Annotated in this window: 23 protein-coding genes; 15 read left to right on the top strand and 8 right to left on the bottom strand. The window is 38.7% G+C overall.

Annotated features, from left to right (window positions below; genetic code table 11):
- The first annotated feature begins 68 nt into the window (after positions 1–68).
- Both AC2TFD_RS29020 and AC2TFD_RS29015 read left to right on the top strand, forming a co-directional pair.
- Positions 69–533 (top strand): GNAT family N-acetyltransferase, encoded by a 465-nt coding sequence (locus AC2TFD_RS29020; protein ID WP_484674602.1) that lies wholly within the window; start codon positions 69–71, stop codon positions 531–533.
- A 162-nt stretch (positions 534–695) separates the two neighbouring features.
- A complete protein-coding gene (locus AC2TFD_RS29015) occupies positions 696–2,042 on the top strand; it encodes a TrkH family potassium uptake protein (RefSeq protein WP_484674601.1) in 1,347 nt (448 codons plus the stop codon).
- A 59-nt stretch (positions 2,043–2,101) separates the two neighbouring features.
- Here the strand turns inward: AC2TFD_RS29015 and AC2TFD_RS29010 are convergent, their stop codons facing one another.
- Complete coding sequence (locus AC2TFD_RS29010; RefSeq protein WP_484674600.1) at positions 2,102–2,566, bottom strand: DinB family protein; 465 nt, start codon at positions 2,564–2,566, stop codon at positions 2,102–2,104.
- A gap of 335 nt (positions 2,567–2,901) precedes the next feature.
- Between AC2TFD_RS29010 and AC2TFD_RS29005 the strand changes: the two genes are divergently transcribed.
- On the top strand, positions 2,902–3,156 hold the full coding sequence (locus AC2TFD_RS29005; RefSeq protein WP_484674599.1) for a hypothetical protein: 255 nt from the start codon (positions 2,902–2,904) through the stop codon (positions 3,154–3,156).
- A gap of 107 nt (positions 3,157–3,263) precedes the next feature.
- Complete coding sequence (locus AC2TFD_RS29000; protein WP_484674598.1) at positions 3,264–3,617, top strand: VOC family protein; 354 nt, start codon at positions 3,264–3,266, stop codon at positions 3,615–3,617.
- A 170-nt stretch (positions 3,618–3,787) separates the two neighbouring features.
- On the opposite strand, the gene AC2TFD_RS28995 is transcribed toward AC2TFD_RS29000, so the two are convergent.
- Positions 3,788–4,432, bottom strand: coding sequence for a hypothetical protein (locus tag AC2TFD_RS28995; protein WP_484674597.1), 645 nt, complete (start codon positions 4,430–4,432; stop codon positions 3,788–3,790).
- Between the two features lie 277 nt (positions 4,433–4,709).
- On the opposite strand from AC2TFD_RS28995, the gene lepB reads away from it, so the two are divergent.
- The 4 genes from lepB to AC2TFD_RS28975 all read left to right on the top strand — a co-directional run bounded on the left by lepB (position 4,710) and on the right by AC2TFD_RS28975 (position 6,414).
- Positions 4,710–5,255: a signal peptidase I gene (gene lepB, locus AC2TFD_RS28990; protein WP_484674596.1), complete on the top strand. Its 546-nt coding sequence runs from the start codon at positions 4,710–4,712 to the stop codon at positions 5,253–5,255.
- A gap of 69 nt (positions 5,256–5,324) precedes the next feature.
- Positions 5,325–5,546, top strand: coding sequence for a hypothetical protein (locus AC2TFD_RS28985; protein ID WP_484674595.1), 222 nt, complete (start codon positions 5,325–5,327; stop codon positions 5,544–5,546).
- Positions 5,547–5,587: 41 nt separating this feature from the next.
- On the top strand, positions 5,588–5,794 hold the full coding sequence (locus AC2TFD_RS28980; RefSeq protein WP_335569507.1) for a DUF5316 family protein: 207 nt from the start codon (positions 5,588–5,590) through the stop codon (positions 5,792–5,794).
- Positions 5,795–6,162: 368 nt separating this feature from the next.
- Entirely contained in the window at positions 6,163–6,414 is a 252-nt protein-coding gene (locus AC2TFD_RS28975) for a YjcZ family sporulation protein (protein WP_484674594.1), read from the top strand.
- 269 nt (positions 6,415–6,683) lie between these two features.
- Here AC2TFD_RS28975 and AC2TFD_RS28970 read toward each other — a convergent pair whose 3' ends face one another.
- Both AC2TFD_RS28970 and AC2TFD_RS28965 read right to left on the bottom strand, forming a co-directional pair.
- Entirely contained in the window at positions 6,684–7,022 is a 339-nt protein-coding gene (locus tag AC2TFD_RS28970) for a L,D-transpeptidase (protein ID WP_484674593.1), read from the bottom strand.
- A gap of 51 nt (positions 7,023–7,073) precedes the next feature.
- A complete protein-coding gene (locus AC2TFD_RS28965) occupies positions 7,074–7,349 on the bottom strand; it encodes a sigma factor (protein ID WP_484674592.1) in 276 nt (91 codons plus the stop codon).
- Between the two features lie 228 nt (positions 7,350–7,577).
- On the opposite strand from AC2TFD_RS28965, the gene AC2TFD_RS28960 reads away from it, so the two are divergent.
- A complete protein-coding gene (locus AC2TFD_RS28960) occupies positions 7,578–8,540 on the top strand; it encodes a hypothetical protein (protein ID WP_484674591.1) in 963 nt (320 codons plus the stop codon).
- A 398-nt stretch (positions 8,541–8,938) separates the two neighbouring features.
- On the opposite strand, the gene AC2TFD_RS28955 is transcribed toward AC2TFD_RS28960, so the two are convergent.
- Positions 8,939–9,565: a LysE family translocator gene (locus AC2TFD_RS28955; protein ID WP_484674590.1), complete on the bottom strand. Its 627-nt coding sequence runs from the start codon at positions 9,563–9,565 to the stop codon at positions 8,939–8,941.
- A gap of 536 nt (positions 9,566–10,101) precedes the next feature.
- The gene (locus tag AC2TFD_RS28950) at positions 10,102–10,527 is read right to left on the bottom strand and encodes a hypothetical protein (protein WP_335569502.1); all 426 of its coding nucleotides are present in this window, start codon (positions 10,525–10,527) and stop codon (positions 10,102–10,104) included.
- A 123-nt stretch (positions 10,528–10,650) separates the two neighbouring features.
- Here AC2TFD_RS28950 and AC2TFD_RS28945 point away from each other — a divergent pair, with 123 nt between their 5' ends.
- The 5 genes from AC2TFD_RS28945 to AC2TFD_RS28925 all read left to right on the top strand — a co-directional run bounded on the left by AC2TFD_RS28945 (position 10,651) and on the right by AC2TFD_RS28925 (position 16,405).
- On the top strand, positions 10,651–11,307 hold the full coding sequence (locus tag AC2TFD_RS28945) for an HAD family hydrolase (RefSeq protein WP_484674589.1): 657 nt from the start codon (positions 10,651–10,653) through the stop codon (positions 11,305–11,307).
- Between the two features lies 1 nt (position 11,308).
- Positions 11,309–11,827 (top strand): dihydrofolate reductase family protein, encoded by a 519-nt coding sequence (locus AC2TFD_RS28940; protein WP_484674588.1) that lies wholly within the window; start codon positions 11,309–11,311, stop codon positions 11,825–11,827.
- Positions 11,828–12,742: 915 nt separating this feature from the next.
- Positions 12,743–13,762 carry a serine hydrolase domain-containing protein gene (locus tag AC2TFD_RS28935; RefSeq protein ID WP_484674587.1) on the top strand — a complete coding sequence of 340 codons (1,020 nt, stop codon included), beginning with the start codon at positions 12,743–12,745 and terminating at the stop codon, positions 13,760–13,762.
- A 16-nt stretch (positions 13,763–13,778) separates the two neighbouring features.
- Complete coding sequence (locus AC2TFD_RS28930; protein ID WP_484674586.1) at positions 13,779–15,368, top strand: ABC1 kinase family protein; 1,590 nt, start codon at positions 13,779–13,781, stop codon at positions 15,366–15,368.
- A 392-nt stretch (positions 15,369–15,760) separates the two neighbouring features.
- Positions 15,761–16,405, top strand: coding sequence for a hypothetical protein (locus AC2TFD_RS28925; protein ID WP_484674585.1), 645 nt, complete (start codon positions 15,761–15,763; stop codon positions 16,403–16,405).
- Between the two features lie 26 nt (positions 16,406–16,431).
- On the opposite strand, the gene AC2TFD_RS28920 is transcribed toward AC2TFD_RS28925, so the two are convergent.
- The gene (locus AC2TFD_RS28920) at positions 16,432–16,740 is read right to left on the bottom strand and encodes a putative quinol monooxygenase (RefSeq protein ID WP_484674584.1); all 309 of its coding nucleotides are present in this window, start codon (positions 16,738–16,740) and stop codon (positions 16,432–16,434) included.
- A gap of 155 nt (positions 16,741–16,895) precedes the next feature.
- On the opposite strand from AC2TFD_RS28920, the gene AC2TFD_RS28915 reads away from it, so the two are divergent.
- Positions 16,896–17,504 carry a CBO0543 family protein gene (locus AC2TFD_RS28915; protein WP_484674583.1) on the top strand — a complete coding sequence of 203 codons (609 nt, stop codon included), beginning with the start codon at positions 16,896–16,898 and terminating at the stop codon, positions 17,502–17,504.
- Between the two features lie 232 nt (positions 17,505–17,736).
- Here AC2TFD_RS28915 and AC2TFD_RS28910 read toward each other — a convergent pair whose 3' ends face one another.
- Positions 17,737–18,138, bottom strand: coding sequence for a C40 family peptidase (locus AC2TFD_RS28910; protein WP_484674582.1), 402 nt, complete (start codon positions 18,136–18,138; stop codon positions 17,737–17,739).
- Between the last annotated feature and the right edge of the window lie 302 nt (positions 18,139–18,440).

Below are 18,440 nucleotides of genomic sequence, written 5' to 3'. Positions count from 1 at the left end.
GGCAGATTTCCTGCCAACGTGCTTGAAAGGAAGGTGTTCACTGTATACGATTGGAATGGAGGGGTCATATGAAAATTAAAATAGATGATTTAACCGGAAATGCTGTAAAAGAATTGGTGCGGGAACATCTTCAAGGGATGCACGAAAATTCTCCGCCTGAAAGCATTCATGCTCTAGGCCTTGAACAATTGCGGAGTTCAGAGATTACCTTCTGGAGTGGATGGGAGGGAACGGAATTGGTTGGATGCGGGGCACTGAAAGAATTGGATGACCACCATGGCGAGATCAAATCGATGCGAACCTCCTCAGCACATCTGAGAAAAGGTGTCGCCAAACAAATGCTCAAACACATTATCGAAGAAGCCAAGCGCCGTGGCTACCTCAGGTTAAGTTTGGAAACAGGGTCACAGGGGGCTTTCGAACCGGCTCGAAGACTCTATTCAAGTTTCGGGTTCCTCTATTGTGAGCCATTTTCGGATTATAGTGAAGATCCAAATAGTGTATTTATGACGATGGAATTAAAGGGGGTGTGAAAAAGATTAAGATCGAGTGCAGGAGCATAATAAAAAGGCACCTATTTATAAAAGGTGCGTACAAACCTATGGTTTATCATAGAATATAAGAAAAAATAGACATTTTACGATAAATTGGAGAAAATTAGGTTGTTAAAAAATTTTTCCTAGGGAGAAAACAATGTGAAATTATATAAGAGAAAAGGGAATTTAGTCAGTTTGCATCCAGCCCAAATACTTGTATTAGGTTTCGGCAGTCTAATTCTATTGGGAACGTTTCTTTTTATGCTTCCGATAGCCACTTATGAAAAGGGACGCGGACTCAGTTTTATTGATGCTTTATTTGAAGCAACATCTGCAGTCTGTGTGACAGGTTTGGCCGTTGTGGATACGGGTACAACCTTTACTTTATTTGGTGAGATTGTTCTTCTCTGTTTGATTCAAGTTGGCGGCTGGGGATTTATGACCACTGGAATCTTTATGTTTATTATCTTAGGTAAAAAAATTGGTCTTAAGGAACGCTTATTGCTTCAGGATTCATTAAATGTATTTTCCCTGGCTGGGATTGTCAGCCTCGTAAAACGGATTATCCTGATTACTTTTATTGTGGAACTAATCGGTGCGATTACCTTAGCGATTCGTTGGTCATTTGAAATGCCTGTTAAGAAGGCCGTTTACTATGGAATATTCCACTCGATTTCTGCTTTTAATAACGCAGGGTTTGGTCTTGAACCTGACAATCTGAGTAAATGGGTAGGTGATCCTATTGTAAATATCATGATCACTTTCCTTTTCATTACGGGAGGTATTGGTTTTACAGTCATTCTCGATCTTTTTCATAAAAGATCGATTCGGAAATTATCGCTTCATTCAAAAGTGGCACTGCTTATATCACTTATCCTTAGCATTTTAGGCACTTTAGTTATTTTGATTTCCGAATATAGTAATCCAGATACGATTGGAAATCTGCACTTTGGAGATAAGCTATGGGCCTCCTACTTTCAAGGCGTTGTGACAAGGACTGCAGGTTTTAACACGATTGACATTGGGGCAATGAATCTCTCTTCCCTTGTTTTCATGATGGCATTAATGTTTATTGGTGCGTCTTCCGGTTCGACGGGTGGCGGGATTAAAGTAACAACCTTTGCGATTATCATTTTTGCCTTCTGGGCTGTGATTACAAATCGAAATGAAGTGAATATTTTTAAAAGAAGAATTCCAAGGGACTTGGTAAATAAATCATTATCGATTGTGGTGGCGGGAATGTTTTTTATCTTCCTCATCTTCTTCTTATTAACGTTTACCGAAAATGCAGATATGAGCAAAATTCTATTTGAAACGATTTCCGCCTTTGGAACAGTAGGGTTGTCTGCTAATTTTTCACCTGAACTATCGCCTTTCGGAAGAGTGTTGATTACCATTATGATGTTTATTGGAAGGCTTGGACCTTTAACCATGGCTTTTGCACTTTTACATACTCGAAAGGAAGCAAAGGTCCGATATGCAGAAGAAAAAATCTTAATTGGTTAGGATAATCTCACTGGTTGAGTAAAAGGCATCCATTGTTTGGATGCCTTTTACTATTTAGACTATCGTTTCAAACATTTTTTCAAATCAAGAATAGCCTGCAGGTGCATGCCTTCGTGAAAAATCGTTCGAATTAAAACTTGCTCGATGGTGTGCATACCCATTTCGGTTGTTGGGAATTCTTCCTCTAATCGATCGCCATATTCTGCTTTGATGAGGTCGGGTTGTTCCTTTAATAAGCTCTTTAACTCTTCCAATGATGGGGTTTCAGAAGTGAAGTCAGCTGGAGAGGTTCCATATCCGAACCAGGTATTAAATGGTTCTGGTACACCGCTTTTTTCTCTTGTGACCTCTTGTATCCATAGATATTGGTCGAGATAGATATGCCCGAGGTTCCAACGAATATTATTCTTGAAATCTTTTGGAATGACCTCGGCTTCCTCTGGGGTTACACTCTCCAGTACTGCTAAAATATAACTTCGATAGCTTTCTAACTGTGTAAATAGGATTTCATGTCGTTTTTTCATTCACCATTCTCCTAAATATTTAATACCTATGTATTCAATAGAAGGGTGTGTTTTCCTGCAAAAAAAATCTGACTTAAAAAAGTCAGATTATGTGACACAAGGTGCTTCCTTATGTCTATTTATAGTATTCAGGTTCAAGAGCTTTGGTTACAAATTTGATACCAGACATCATTGAAAAACATCCATAAGCTCAAATCATTCAGTTATAAGGGAAATCATGGATTCAGTAGACAAATAGACCGCTTGGTTGAAAAAAAATACGAATAATTGTATAGTGTAAATATACATAGATATTCTATATACATAGAATTACATAATACATAGGAGGAGACATGATGAATCAGGTTGCCTTACTTTTAGTAGTCTTGCATTCTATTATTTTATTTTTATGGGTAAAAAACTCCAGCATTTTATTTTCTGCATGGGGAATAGGAGTATGGCTTGTCGTAACCATCGCAGGTTTTGTCTTGTTAAAAGTGATAACAAAGGTAAACATCATGGGGAAGTTACTATTAGTTTCTAGTTGGTTCATGGTATTTTTGTTACTTGTAACCATTGTTATCCATTTCATAACAGCTTCGATGCCTTAAACAGCTAATACCACACTTTAAGCTGGAAGATCATTTATGTTTCTAATGATTCTCTTTCGCAAAATTGTCTAAAGGAGTGAAAGTTTATTGCAAGGGAGGTGTTTTATTTGAATAGTCCTATCCTAAGTCAAATCGGAACGGTTTTCATTCCGGTAAAAGATATAGAAAAAGCAAGAGATTGGTATTGTGAGCTATTAGGCATTGAAGTTGCGGGAGAGATACAGTTTGGTCATCTTTATGTGATTCCCATGGATGGTACGGGGATTGTATTAGACAGCAAGATTTATTCTGAAGAAACGCTATTTAAAACCCCAATGTTCCATTTTAATACCCAAAATATTGAAGAAGCATATTCATTTTTGAAAAATAAAGGTGTAAACGTAATAACGGAAATTGAACATGGTCATTATTTTAATTTCAAGGATCCTGATGGCAATCTGTTAATGATCTGTAAATGTTAAAACAAAGTAGTAGCAGGGGTATCTTCGGGCAGAGAGTTGTTGAAGATATAGTTTCCCTGTTATTGCTTATCCCCTTTTTGTATCTGAATGAATATGCTTGATACTGGTTTGTTTAGAATCTAATTTTCCTTGCAATATACTAACATATAATCCACTACCTTTAGGGATGTTCAATCGTTTAGACCATCAGAACCCGTTTCATCATGTTCTTTCACACTCATTGCAAAGTGACTGTTTGGCAGATAGGCAATTTCTAGCGGTTTTCCTTTTAGGTTTGTTTCATAATAGCGTCTTGAAATGTCCAGACTGTACACGTCTATGGTGAAATCGTTAAACTTCAATTCCATTAGATATTCAGTTCCGTAGTCGGGGTCATCGTACTCTGCTCCGATTGGAATAGCGACCAACTTTTCAAACTCCTTGTTTTCAAAGGCTTCCTTATCTTTATAGAGTAGGATGGAGGTTTCGATAAAAGAATAACTGACAGACATAAATACGGCCGCAACTAGTAAACCAACAATTTTACCAAGCCAGTTTCTTGTGCCAATGATCAACCCGGTAAAAATAAGACCAAAGCAAAGACACATGCTGGCACCACAGTAAGCACCAACCAACTCTGACATAATGAAGTTTTCTTCGAATAACTCGGAAATGCCCCATAAAATGAAAGTAACAATTAAGAAAAACACACCGGTGATTAAGACAACGCCAGCTGCCACTTCCCTTCTATTCTCGCCTAGGCGCAGGCGGCGTTTTCTCTTCTTTTTATTCTCTAGCTTTGATTTTTTTTCTACTTTTGTTTTCTTTTCTGACATTCTTTTCTTCCCTAGCATACTGGCCAAATTTGGTACCCGCCTTTCCAAAAAACTCCATGATTCTCTATACGATTAGGGAAAAGAACGGTTTCTAAGGCTTTTGGCATAATTATTGACCCTCCGTATGAGGTTCACTAACAACTATAAGTGGCTTATTTAAAGATCTGGCGGCAAACTTTTCGAACGGCATGATAACTCAAAAAAAAATAATAAATCCTCAAATACCCATGGTAAAATAAGTATATCAACTCTGTTGAATAGTAAGGGAGGATGAGTAATGATAAAGAAGAAAAATGAAACGTTTGAATGGGTTAAATCAATAATGGGTGCACTTGTTATAGCATTTATTATTCGCTCTTTTTTCCTTACCCCCATTGTTGTTGACGGTGAATCAATGAACCCCACTCTCCAGGACAAGGACCATATGGTTGTAACCAAAATTGGAGATCCGAAAAGATTTGATATTGTTGTGTTTCACGCCCCAGACGGTAGTGATTATATTAAACGTGTAATCGGACTCCCAGGTGATAGAATCGAGTATAAAAATGATGTTTTATATATAAATGGGATGGCCTATAACGAACCTTATTTAGAAAAATATAAGAAAAGACAAAATGAAGGAACATTAACAGATTCCTTCACTTTAGAGGAGACGGCCGTAGGTAGTGATACTGTTCCTAAAGATAGTATTTTTGTAATGGGAGATAATAGAAGGCATAGCGCAGACAGCCGTCATATTGGGGCGATACCATTGGAAAAGGTGATAGGGACAACAAATGTTGTTTATTATCCAATAAAAGAAATAAAAATCATAAATAAGTAATACCTGCTTAGTTGGGGTAGCAGTTGCTATAGGTCTTTTTGGTAATAAATCAAAAACGAAGAAAAGATAATGATTGCACTCATAAAAAGAGTGCTTTTTCTTTTGATGTTAATCTACCGATGTGCTGAACTTAAGAAGAATCGTGAGGTAGTCTATTTTACACTAAAAGAGATTGTAAACTATTCACTTATGAATTACAGGGGGGTGATAGCTGACATGGCTGTCTCTTCTTCAACTTGGATGCAGGTTAGTGGAAGCAGTAAAAGTGGAATGACACAAAGAAAGCATTAATGCGTATATATTAATACTGAGTAGGAAAAGGGGGGAATTTATTGTTTCAAGTTTTTATAATTGTAGGTGTAGTGGGTATTCTTATTTCGGGTATTTTAATCGGAGCTTGGACGGATGGACAACAACAAAGAGCAAACTTTTATACTGAAACAACCAAAGATAGACATTTCAGAACCAAAATTGGATTGTATACCGGTCTTGGGGGATTAATCTCATTAGGCATAGCTGCATTAATATATTTTTTATAAAGAGAATAACTTATGTTTGTTTTTAAACAAAAAGGTGCAATGCATTTAACATTATATCGCCTTTCCCTAGTCGGACTTCGAAGCAGATTGTGAAATTTTGTACTTAAAGTAACGGTGCAGTTGTAGAATATCCCAAGAAAAAAGCACCCTTATTACATAGGATGCCTGCATCTAGTCATTTCGCCTGGCTTTAACCTTCTTCTTATGAAATCTATAGCCTGCCACTCTATAGTTTTTTCATTACTAAAAGTAATCGTCACTAAGTCATGCCCAAATATAATATAGACGGGCTCCTATTTCCTCTCTGAGTGTAATATATAGTGTTATGTCATATTAGCTCTCCATACATTCAAAAGGAAGTGTAAAAAATGTATAATGCCCTACCGATTAGTAACGCCTTACCGATCTCTAATGCCTTACCAATCTCTAATGCCTTACCAATTAGTAATGCCTTACCGATTACTGCTGGCGCAAATGTTCTTCCCCAACCTCCAATGGCTTACTCATATGCAGCTCCTATTTATGAAAGTTGTTTTCCTACACATGGGTGCGGTGAATTTATACTCATAGTAGTGTTGTTTATTTTATTAATCATTGTTGGTGTAGCTTGTTTCTGTTAAAAGATGTGATTGTATTTATTAAATAATCCTCATCTATACTCCAGATGAGGATTATTTTCATAAAAGATCTGTTAAAGGGACTGCGATTATGTATGAATGTCCTATGGTATTAAATTAAAAGGAAGTTCTTTCTCACATTTGATAGTGATGCCTTTAACTGGTATCACTTTTTATAATTCAACCAAATTATTGTGATACTTTTCACTTTAATTAAAGGAGGCGTTAGTTGAGGAAAGCCACTAATTTTTACCAGTGGCTTTTGGTTTGTTTCATTTATGAATGACAACCCTAGTACCAATCGGAACTCGAGATGATAATTCTAAAACATCATGATTAAACATTCTAATACAACCGTGTGAAACGCTTTTACCTATGGATGATGGATTGTTTGTACCATGAATTCCATAATGAGGTCTTGATAATCCCATCCATAAAACCCCAAAAACATGCCTGGGGGGATTTGGCTGCTTATTTATTATGGTGTAAGTGCCAAACGGTGTTGCAGTTAATATTTTGCCAGTAGCTATCGGATAGGATTTTATCAGTCTGCTTCCTTCATACAAACTTAATAGGTGTTTTGATGTTGATACGTCAATCCATCTCGCCACGAAGATCAACTCCATTTTTTTTAATAATGTATGTAGAGACTCAAGTCTTTGTTATTTAACAGAAATTGATTGAACAGCATTGTATGAGAAGTTAATGAACAGTGCGTTGGGATTACATGCAATAGCAGAGAAGGGGCTGGTTAACCAACAGCTAATAAATACCTCTTGTGAAATATCTTCAGCCAATTGTTTTTGTTTAACATAAGTAAAAGCAAGCCTTACCACCATGTCCCCGTACTCTTCCATCAGCCAACTAAGCTGGTCTTCTTTCGATAACTGACCAAAATGACTAGGTGAGGCAGTAGAATTTATCTTTTTCAACAGCATTTAACCCATCTCTTTCTTTCCAAGCCTTAGACGAAGCAATTCCATAATTGGTTCCGTAAAAATTGCTTTTTCATAAATTTGTTTTTGTGGAGAGGTCATCGTTTCGCAGGTGAAACCTAACAGAATATAATGAATGAAGTGAGTATAAATATTGTACTATTTTCATAGAATGGGAAGGATGGATAAGTCTTTGGTCATAAAAATTTTAGCAATAAAAGGGGATATTTCATGAGGAAAAGAATGATTTTGCTGATAAGCAGTTTACTGCTGCTAAGCGGTTTACTGCTGTTATTCCTGCTTGCTTCATCCGGAAAGGATAAGGATGAAGAAGTGAAGAAGGAAACAGAAACAATCGAAAAACCAAAAACACCGATCAAAGAGGAACCAGCCAAAGAAGAGCCAGCCAAAGAAGAACCAGCTAAAGAGGAACCAGCTAAAGAAGTACCAACCAAAGAAAAACCAACCAAAGATGCACCCGCCAAAGAAAAGCCGAATGAGCAGGCTACACTTACTATAGAGCAAACGAAAGTGATCATGGATGATTTAGTTGATAAAATTAGAACTGTTTATCATGAAGCTGGACCCAAGTATAATTTAGTCAATCAGGTTTTAACGGATGATATTTATCAATCTATGTCAAAGGATTTGCAGCCATTTGCAACAGAGCAACTCATAAAAACGAACTTGTTTAAGATCGCTAAGGACTATTGTTACATTGGCTGTGATGCAAGTTATTTTCCTGGTCCTACTGGATACGCCCTACGCTTTAAAATGATCGTTTCAACTAGTGAAAAAGTAATTATAGAGTATATTGTCCCTCAGAATGAACTAACGGGCCCTAACACAGAAAGAGTTACGATAAAAAAAGTTGATGGAACGTGGAAATTGGACGATTTTACTTTTTCTAATGTCCCGCTGAACTTGACGAAAGAAGAAGCTATGGTAGTTATGACAATAAATGGCTTCAGCGGATATCAGTTTGTTAAAGAAGCTCAATTGGAAGACCCGAATATGGGACTACGGAAAGTATATGTGTTTCAAGCCAACGGCAATATAAATGAGCAGGTCGTAATCTATGCAGATACCGGATATAACTATATTCTTCCAGAGAACACACCATTAGTAGGCAGCACAGATGACCAAGAAAGAAGCACCATGCTCACAAAGAGAGGAACACCTTCAAATGCTTAACAGCCTCGGGTAGCCGAGCTTGCTTACAAAAACTGGTAATTCATACCAAAAATGAATAGAAAAATGGCTCAGTTCACCTATACTGAGCCATTTTGTTTTAATACAGTGTGGGAGGAAAAAGTTAAGCAGCACGAGGCGGTTCAGCGTAAAATAAGCGGAGATTTTCCGGTTAAATGCAGAATGGAGCTCGTATCGGGGTAAATAAGCGGAAAATTTCCGGTTATACAAGGAAAAATCCAACATTTTTGAACTTTTCGAGTAAATAGGCGGAATCTCTCCGCCTATTTACACCTTTTTTAACTAGAGTTAACGAATTAAGCGGAATTTCTCCGTCTATTTATCAGCTCGGGTGTTAATCAGAACCCCTAATCATTTAGCGGGCCCTCTTAGTTGCTCTTTTAATGTTGTGTTTTTTCAAGAGCCAACTTTAACCCGAAACCGATCAGAATCGTACCTGTAATACCTTCCATTACACGTTGAGTCCTAGGCCTTTTCATGAAAGCACTAATTTGGTTAAGCAAATAAATATACAACAAAAACCATACTGCGGTTAAGATCGTATACGTGATTCCCATGGTGAGAAACGGAATAAACGTGTCGCTCCCGGCATGCACAAATTGTGGCAGGAAGGTTAGGAAAAATACAGCGACTTTTGGGTTGAGAAGGTTGGTCAGGAAACCTTGTTTAAAACAGGATTTGCCTTCATATTTACTTTCGGCATTGATTTCAGGCGTAGTTTTCTTGTTTTTGAGTGCCCATAATGTCTTGGCACCTAAATACACGAGATACACAGCACCTGCGTATTTGAAGACAGAAAATAACAAAGCTGACTTCACAATGATCGCTGAAAGTCCGATGACCGCTGCCAATGTATGAATGAGTAAGGCGCAGCAAGTGCCGAACATGGTTCTAAATCCGCCGGTCCTTCCGACAACGAGCGTATTTTTTGTAGCGATGGCAGTATCAGGGCCAGGCAAGAGAATCAGCAGAATACACATAACTACAAACAAATAAAAGTTCTCCATTTCATCCGCACCTTCCCTGAGAAAATTGTTAAACTTACTTTAGCATAAATATTTCGAATAGTGATAATTTATTTTATTTAGAGTGAATGAGTTTTCGAACGAGCTATATATTAAACAGAAGAGTTGAAATAATAAATGGATAAGCGATTGCTGAACACCATAGTTTCCACTCATTGTAATAAAAAAATTTAGTGTGTAGACAAAACCATTCAAAAGCTATTGAGAAAAGGGTCTAGCCTAAGATGTATACTTTCTATTTTCGTTTATTACTTTCTAAAGGATATAGATTAAGAAACGTTAGATATCAAATATGTTGCGACGTTAAAAGTACCAAAACATAGAAATACAAGCTTCCACACAAAGTATTCTCCTTCATACTAATTTCCTATAAATGATTATAAATCAGCTCCATTTTAAAACCTAATTGGTTTAGTCGAAGTGATTCATGGAGAGGGCAGGATGAAAAAAGCAGTGGAGATGATCCACTGCTTTTCTAATGATGAGCCTTTTCTAGAGCCAGTTTGACTCGAAACCATTCAAGGCTGCATTATTTCCTCTTCATCTATACTTATAGGTGAAGAATATTGATTGATAAATAAGATGTAAACCGGGAACAGCAAGCAAGACCCAAAAATCAGCAGGCTAAATCTCGGAAAAAGAGTTACTCCTGAATTAAGGGGAACAACAAAAGTGAAAAATAAGAATAGCAGGATAAAATAAGGCAGCCACAAAATGAGAGACCAAAAGCTTTTTTGTCTCCATTTTTTGGTTAACCTAATGAACATCAGGGTTAATAGTAAAAGTCCAATCACATTTATAACAGCAATGACAATGTAAACATCATCCCATTTCCATCCTGTTATGCTGCTAATATGAGATACATTGATAATGAGTTCGATTGCTGTAAACAACGCTAAAGCATATAAGGCACTAATCGCATTTAACTTTATAAAAAAATTCATCCCTAAACCCTCCGTAAGTGAAACAGCACGTATACCATTATACAACTTCTTAAAAGAGAATGCTTCTTTAGAAGCACTATAAAAAATGATCGCTGTTAAAATAGAAGCGGGGGTGTGCAAAACATGATGAAAGCTGTTTTATTCGATTTAGATGGAACATTATTAGATAGAGACTCGTCTGTGAAAAACTTTATTAATAGGCAGCACGAAAGGTTGAATTTCAGGCATATTCCACGAGAGAGCTACGTGCAGAGGTTTATTGAACTTGATCAGCGCGGGTATGTATGGAAAGATAAGGTGTACCAGCAAATGGTAAAGGAATTTGGGATTACGAAGATTACGTGGGAGTGCCTGCTTCAAGATTATATCAATGAATTTAAAAATCACTGCGTTCCATTTCCCAATCTCATTCGTATGTTGGAAGAATTGAAGAATAGGAATCTCCTTTTAGGGATGATTACAAATGGCAGAGGGCAGTTTCAGCTGGATAATATCAGGGCTTTGAGAATTGAAAAGTATTTTAGCAGTATTTTGATATCGGAATGGGAAGGAATAAAAAAGCCAGATCCTGTAATTTTTAAGAGAGCGTTAGAGCAGCTGAATGTTGCGGCAAGTGAAAGTATATTTGTCGGAGACCATCCTGAAAATGATGTAAAAGCAGCGCAGAATGTTGGGATGATGGGGATTTGGAAGGCAGACCCTCAATGGAATCAGGTAGAAGCGGATTACGTGATAAATGATCTCGCTGAACTGCCATTATTGTTAACGGGAGGCATATGATATGAGAAAGTTAGTATTTTACGGGGCGATAAGTTTGGATGGGTATCTTGCCCGGGAGAATCATTCGTTGGATTGGTTGATTGGGACGGAAGGTGAAGACGAGACGGGATACGATGATTTCTTTAAGAGTGTGGATACGATTCTAATGGGCAGAAGCACCTATGATCAAATCAACATCCTCTCGCCGGAAAAGTTCCCGTATGAAGGGAAGGAATGTTATGTTTTTTCACGAAAACTAACAGGCTCTACGGAAAATGTAACGTTTCTCAACGATGATATTGTTGGGTTTACTCAATCCCTGAAGGAACAGGAAGGTAATTCGATTTGGATCGTTGGCGGCGGAGAGGTGCTGAAGCCGCTGCTGCAAGCAAAGCTGGTGGATGAGTTTATCATTCAAATTGCTCCCTCCATTCTTGGGCGGGGGATTCCGATGTTTACACCAGGCGATCATGAGAACAGGTTGAAGCTGGTCGATGTTCGACGCTACAAACAATTTGCGGAAATGCATTATATCACTTGATGTATGGGCAAAGATCTTATTGGTCTTTGTCCTTTTTTTATCAAAAACCCTCTACCTGCCAAAATATGTTCCCTACCTGCCATTCTGAAGCTCGAATCTGCCAAAATTCCGTTTTACCTGCCAAACCCCTTTGTTTATTTGCCAAACAAATTCAGCGACCGGAACCCATCCCTGAAAAAGCCAGGCTGCGACCTGGCTCAGGTATTTGTATTTCCTATATATGGATATTATGTTCGAAATTAAACGTAGATTCTGAAATCAGGTTGGTTTTTAAAGTTACCTTTTTTATCAAAAATCCTCTACCTGCCAAAATGTGTTTCACACCTGCCAATTCGAAGCTCTTATCTGCCAAAGTTCCGTTTCACCTGCCAAACCCCTTTGTTTATCTGCCTAACAAATTCAGCGACCGAAACCCACCCCTGAAAAAGCCAGGCTGCGGTCTGGCTCAGGTATTTGTATTTCCTGTATATGGATATTATGTTCGAAATTAAACGTAGATTCTGAAATCAGGTTGGTTTTTAAAGTTACCTTTTTTATTAAAAATCCTCTACCTGCCAAAATGTGTTTCACACATGCCATTCTGAAGCTCTTATCTACCTAACAAATTCAGCGACCGGAACCCACCCCTGAAAAAGCCAGGCTGCGGCCTGGCTCAGGTATTTGTATTCCCTGTATATGGATTTTATGTTCGAAATTAAACGTAGATTCTGAAATCAGGTTGGGTTTTTAAGTTACCTTTTTTATTAAAATCCTCTACCTGCCAAAATGTGTTTCACACCTGCCAATTCGGAGCACTTACCTGCCTAAACTCTGTTCCACCTGCCAATATCCATTGTTTATCTTCCTAACAAATCCTCACCTGCTAAAATTAGCCAAATCACCCAGTTTCCCTTTAAAATAGGTTTAAAAAGGTGTGTGGCTTTTATTTTTCAAAAATTAATTTCTTATGTGGAGGATATAAAGGAACGCAATCATAGCAGCGCGGCAGCACTTGTAGTCATCAAAGACAACAAAATCGTGATTGAGCACTATAGCGGCTATCATTCAAATGTCCCTGAGGCTCGGCCAATTCAAGAAAACTCTCAATTTAATATCGCTTCTGCCCGAAAAAGTTATCTAGGGTTAGCGGTTGCCTACGCACTGCATGAGGGGAAAATAAAAAGTCTCGATGATTTAGCATTAAAATACTTTGATATGGCGTTATTAGAGGAAACAACAATCAGGCACTTGGTCACCCACTCTCACGGCTTACATCAGGAGGAGGATGGGAAGACTTTTCGAGAATTTCCCGCTGGCGAAGGGTGGGCATACAGAGGCATTAACATTTTAATGATAACGGAGCTGATTAACAGACTTTACGGCAAAAGTTTCCCTGAACTGCTGGAAGAGAGAGTGTTCCAGCCTTTAGGATTTAAGGAAACATATTGGCAAACCCAAAAAAGCGAACATCTGGTGAAGGTCGTCCATCATCCCAATGAACCTGCTTCCTATACACTGGGCCACACAAGGGATGGGACAGAATCAAATCTGCATACCTCTGCCCGGGAGCTTGCTATATGGGGAAATCTCCATTTGAACAATGGATACCTAAACGGGGTGCAAATCGTTCCAAGCGAAGTGATTCGGTTAGCGGTACAGTCCCAAAATCCCCCTTATAAAAATAAAGATTTGCCCCAAAATGGATTGTTTTGGTATGTCCAAGATACACCCGCGTTAAAAAGTGAGATAGGTGAAAGAGTACCGAAAGGGTCCTATCAAATCCTAGGTATTACGGGACCAACATTATTAGTGATTCCCGAATACAATCTCGTCGTAGCGAAAATGTACAATAAACGATACAACTATGGGGGCTCAAATTATCTCCATTATTTAAGGGAGTTTAGTAATTTAGTAGCAGATACATTCTTAGAATCAGCATCCCGCGTAATCAGATAGAAATGAGGGGATAGGAATGAAAACGAGAAATAAGCTGGTCCGGATGTCTAAGGTGCTTTCGATGGCTTTTGTCATTTTCCTGCAAATCTATTGGTATAAGATTAGAAGAAAGCCGAAAGAGGATTGGGACCTGCTTTGGGGGAAAATTGGAGAACGGTATCGAAGGACACTTTTTGAATTAGAGGGCTTACTCATTAAAGTAGGGCAAATTTTAAGTACACGAGCAGACTTGCTGCCGAAAGCATTCATCAGTCAAATCGAGGATCTGACAGATAAAGTCCCACCCTCCGAGTGGAGTGAAATTGAGGCCATCCTCGTTGCGGAATCGCTGCAACAACAGTTTATTTCCATCGAGAAAACAGCTGTCGCTTCCGCTTCCATTGGAGAGGTATATAAAGCGAGGCTGTTGGATGGAACCGAGGTCGCGATTAAAGTAAAACGTCCCCATATTGATACCATTGTACAAACGGATTTCCGGGTTTTAAACATCATCATTTGGTTTGCGGATCATTTTGTTCCCATTCCCAAAGGGTTTATCAATTTTAAAGTGCTGTTTAAGGAATTAAAAGAAGTGATTGAACGGGAGCTTGATTATTCGAAGGAACTCGACAATATTCTATTTTTTCAAGAGCGATTTAAGGATATGGAGGGCATTCAGATTCCTTCTGTCTATCCTGAGCTATGCACCTCAAATGTACTGGTAATGGAATGGGTCGATGGAGTCCGAATCACGGATTTCGAGTCGGAACAAAAGGATATTGCCCAACGGCTTATCAAATTGTTCCTGCCTCAATGGCTTGAGCCTGGCAGGTTTCATGCGGACCCACACCCTGGGAACGTTCTCGTATCGAAGGAGGGGAAAATCATCTTACTTGATTTTGGGATGATCGGGGAAATCACCAAAAAGGACGCCGCCCAATTTCAAAAATTAATTGAAAGCTTTCTTTCTAAAAATTACAAGAAAGCGGTGGAGTGTTTAGCTCAATTAGGATTTTTACTTCCCGACGCAGAAACAAGAACGATGGAAAAGCTGTTGGCCGAATTCGCCTCATTCCAGCCCGAACAGTTAAAGGAAATGGATTTGCTAGCATTAAAAATGGAAATGAACGATATGATTCAAGCCCTGCCGATTCAGGTTCCAACACGATTTGTTTTTTTAGGTCGTTCTTTGGTCACCATTGAAGGAATCATCCGCAATTTGGCTCCAGAGGAGGAACTGATGGACCTAGGGAAGCCTGTATTCATGGAGTGGCTAAACAAACAAAGGAATAACAAATGGTCATTGGTATGGCAATGGATTCAATCCCAGCCTGTTTTTAAGCTGATCCATTCGGTAACTGAATTTCTAGACACTCCACAAAAATTAGCGGACCTTAAGGAAATCGAGCAACGAAGACAATTCCAATTTACCATCTATGAAAATAATAAAAGGCATTTATTTCAAGTTACATTGCTCGGATTGATAGGAACCTTTGCGGGTTCCTATACTGCTGATGATTTAATTCGGAACCTGTCCGCAGGAGTAACCGCTGCAAGTCTAATCGGTTATTTCATGAGTAGTCATAAACAGAAAAAGTGGATGAAGTACATGCATGAAAAACGATAAAGACTCTTATTTTGTTCTGCTTGTTTTTTCATCCAGAGCAAAGAAGATGACGGAGCAAACGATGGCGGGGATATAATAATTGGAATTGGGAATCAGTTCTATTGTTAATTACCTGAATATAATTTCACTGCGTTTGAAAATAAACGGAGAAATTCCGTTTAAATTGGGAAATACCCATATTTCCTTAAAAATAACCGGAGTTTTTCCGGTTATATTGATCTAAATCTTTGAATTTTGTCTTATTTAGAGGGGCTAAGCGGAAATATCCGCTTATATCTGCTTCGAAAGTCTCCTCTTTAAACAATAGGCGGAAAATCTCCGCCTATGAATGATTCATACTTACACGAAAATCAACAGGCCCGGAAGGTTACGGCTAGAGAGGGGTGAAGAAGTTGAAAAAGAGAATCGGCTGCCTGCACGCACATTATTCGAATATCGACTATATCGAAAGCGCACTTTCATCCTATGAAATTGAGTTAAGTCATTTCGTTGACCCGGGATTAATGCAGCGAGTGACCAACGATCCAAGTTACAAGGATGCTGAGGCGGAACAGAAAGTCAGGGATCAAATAGAATGGATCGCGCAAACCGGTGTGGACGGTATTCTCATCACCTGTACGAACTATATTGCCTTGCTAAAAGAAGAGCAGCTTAACGTTCCAATTATTAAGCTGGATGAACCTTATTTTGAAGCGATATGTAAGATTCAGGGGAGGCAGACGATAGTATTTACGAATCCGGATACCGTATCAGGTACGATGAATCGGCTGCAGCAATTTGCAAAAATTCACCAGAAAACACTGGATATCGAGGTTTTGGTTATCGAGAATACATTTGATTTAATTATGCGCGGGCAAAAACAGGAATACATACATGAAGTGACCCATTTTTTAAAAAGGCTGATGAACCAGGAAAGGGTTGTTTCGGTCGCACAACTCTCGATGGTGGATGCAGCCCGCCAGGTAGAGCGCGAGACTTCACAGTCCATCATCAATCCATTAGATACGTTAGTCTCATCCATAGTAAATCTAAAGTAAAACGCGGAACAGAAATTTGTTCCGCTTTACTTGATTCCTTTTCCACCTCTTGGAACAAAAGTTGATATCCTTTCCATTCCGGCAAGGATTGGTTTCGCACGCTGAATGAGGGTTTTTGTTGATTCTAGAGTTAGGGAGCCTTGATGGGCACTCTCGCTGCTCCATACTTCGTAAACATATACAGAATTTGGATCCTCAGGTACTACACTCACGAGATACAGTTCACACTCATCGAGCGTTTCCATGGATTCCGCTGCCTCTAATAGAATCGTGGCAAGCTGTTCACGTTCGCCTTCTACTGCAATCAACTTTCCGTAAATTCCGAATTTCTCCATGTTCAATCCTCCTCATTTTGGTTACCATTCTACTTTGATAGCCGATAAACCTGTTTATTAATCCATCACTTTCAAAAATATTTTCCCGGATTCTACCTTTTTGGAAAAATATTGGGCAAATTAAAATGGAAAATATGATCAAGGCAGGGGTTCCGATGAGTAGTGCTCAACGTGAGGCTTTAGATAAATTGATTAAAGAACAACAAGAGGGTGCAAGCAACTGGCTCCGCTATTGGTTTGAGTATTCTGCATTTGATACGTGGCAATTTTGGCTGCATGTCCTTATGTTCTTGGGACCGTTGATTGTACTTTACTTTGCGATGGATTGGAAACGGGCACTTCAGCTTGGCTTTTATGGATTTAATGTTCATGTTTGGTTTGGGTACATTGATGCATTTGGGACCAGTCAGGCATTTTGGACGTATCCTTATAAAATGGTGCCGTTTATCCCAAACAGTGTGGGATTGGACTCTTCATTGGTGCCGGTGCTTTTTATATTGGTGTATCAGTGGTGTATTAAAAACGAGAAAAACTATTACCTCTTTACTCTGCTATTAAGTTTATGTCTTTCCTTTATCCTAAAACCTATTTTAGTGATGCACAATTTGTTTAAGTTGAACTATGGCGCAAATTATTTTCACCTGTTTCTAACCTATATCGTCATACTGGTTCTCTCAAAGGCCATTACAGATTTCTTCTTATACCTTCAACGAAAAGCAAAACAGGAACCGATTCAAGATAAAAAGGTTAGGAAGAGGAGGTAGAGGGCAGGCTTATCTGTCAATATGCAACACTGTCTGCATGAATGGTTTGTTTATCTGCGTAATGAACCTTTCAACCTTCATGAACGGTTTATTTACCTGCCTATATAACCTTTCTTCTGCCTCCATCTGCGAATCCGTCACGAGGCAAATCTACATTGCTGAAAAAAGCCATACGCCAGCCTAGCTCTGATAATTAAAATGGAAAAAGCCAGGCGCAATGCCTGGCTTCATTCTAATAAAATCGCTTAAACCCGTCAAAGTGCTTAGTGTAATAAGGATTTGAGAGGTTTGAAACTGTAATGCCTTTTTTCTCATCGGCATGGATGAATTCGTTGTTGCCGAGATAGATGCCAAGATGGGAGATTCCTTTTTTATATGTATTTTCGAAAAATACGAGATCGCCTGGTTGTGGCTGGTCAACGTAGAATGTACGACTATAGTAGCCTGCTGCGGAATAACGGCCAATTTTGTAACCTGCTTTGTTCGCAGCATAGTAGATGAAGCCGCTGCAGTCAAAGCCAGATAAGGAGCTTCCTGCCCAAGCATAAGGGATACCCATTAAGCTATTGGCAACATTAACTAATTCAGTCTGAAAATTAGAGCTGGATTCTGCAGGTGGTTTGACCTCCGTCACCGTCGCAGTACCGGAAACCTTCAGTTGTTGCCCCTCATTTACAGGTCACCTGTATTATTCTGGTATTTTAAACTTGGCGGCGGTATAAAAAGTTGCAATGTAATGCGAATAATACGAAAAAAATCAATGTTACTCAGGGAAAGGGTCACTTTTTGAAAAATAATATTGCGTTGACTACTTACACGAAATGCGTTCTAGTCTAAAACTAATGTTTATTAGTGATTCCTTTTCAAATCCATATGTTCATGGTAAAACCACATTATTGGACAATCTCCTTCCTTTACCAAAAATAAAAGAAGAGT

The organism is Neobacillus sp. plas4 (assembly GCF_057221695.1).
This window is presented reverse-complemented; position numbering and strand designations above follow the sequence as displayed.

What these genes read in the sequence shown, in the direction of transcription:
- AC2TFD_RS29020 (WP_484674602.1), top strand. Translation starts at nt 69, where the DNA reads ATGAAAATTAAAATAGATGATTTAACCGGAAATGCTGTAAAAGAATTG.
- AC2TFD_RS29010 (WP_484674600.1), bottom strand. Translation starts at nt 2,566, where the DNA reads ATGAAAAAACGACATGAAATCCTATTTACACAGTTAGAAAGCTATCGA.
- AC2TFD_RS29005 (WP_484674599.1), top strand. Translation starts at nt 2,902, where the DNA reads ATGAATCAGGTTGCCTTACTTTTAGTAGTCTTGCATTCTATTATTTTA.
- AC2TFD_RS28995 (WP_484674597.1), bottom strand. Translation starts at nt 4,432, where the DNA reads ATGTCAGAAAAGAAAACAAAAGTAGAAAAAAAATCAAAGCTAGAGAAT.
- lepB (WP_484674596.1), top strand. Translation starts at nt 4,710, where the DNA reads ATGATAAAGAAGAAAAATGAAACGTTTGAATGGGTTAAATCAATAATG.
- AC2TFD_RS28985 (WP_484674595.1), top strand. Translation starts at nt 5,325, where the DNA reads ATGATTGCACTCATAAAAAGAGTGCTTTTTCTTTTGATGTTAATCTAC.
- AC2TFD_RS28975 (WP_484674594.1), top strand. Translation starts at nt 6,163, where the DNA reads ATGTATAATGCCCTACCGATTAGTAACGCCTTACCGATCTCTAATGCC.
- AC2TFD_RS28965 (WP_484674592.1), bottom strand. Translation starts at nt 7,349, where the DNA reads ATGCTGTTGAAAAAGATAAATTCTACTGCCTCACCTAGTCATTTTGGT.
- AC2TFD_RS28960 (WP_484674591.1), top strand. Translation starts at nt 7,578, where the DNA reads ATGAGGAAAAGAATGATTTTGCTGATAAGCAGTTTACTGCTGCTAAGC.
- AC2TFD_RS28955 (WP_484674590.1), bottom strand. Translation starts at nt 9,565, where the DNA reads ATGGAGAACTTTTATTTGTTTGTAGTTATGTGTATTCTGCTGATTCTC.
- AC2TFD_RS28950 (WP_335569502.1), bottom strand. Translation starts at nt 10,527, where the DNA reads ATGAATTTTTTTATAAAGTTAAATGCGATTAGTGCCTTATATGCTTTA.
- AC2TFD_RS28945 (WP_484674589.1), top strand. Translation starts at nt 10,651, where the DNA reads ATGATGAAAGCTGTTTTATTCGATTTAGATGGAACATTATTAGATAGA.
- AC2TFD_RS28940 (WP_484674588.1), top strand. Translation starts at nt 11,309, where the DNA reads ATGAGAAAGTTAGTATTTTACGGGGCGATAAGTTTGGATGGGTATCTT.
- AC2TFD_RS28930 (WP_484674586.1), top strand. Translation starts at nt 13,779, where the DNA reads ATGAAAACGAGAAATAAGCTGGTCCGGATGTCTAAGGTGCTTTCGATG.
- AC2TFD_RS28920 (WP_484674584.1), bottom strand. Translation starts at nt 16,740, where the DNA reads ATGGAGAAATTCGGAATTTACGGAAAGTTGATTGCAGTAGAAGGCGAA.
- AC2TFD_RS28915 (WP_484674583.1), top strand. Translation starts at nt 16,896, where the DNA reads ATGAGTAGTGCTCAACGTGAGGCTTTAGATAAATTGATTAAAGAACAA.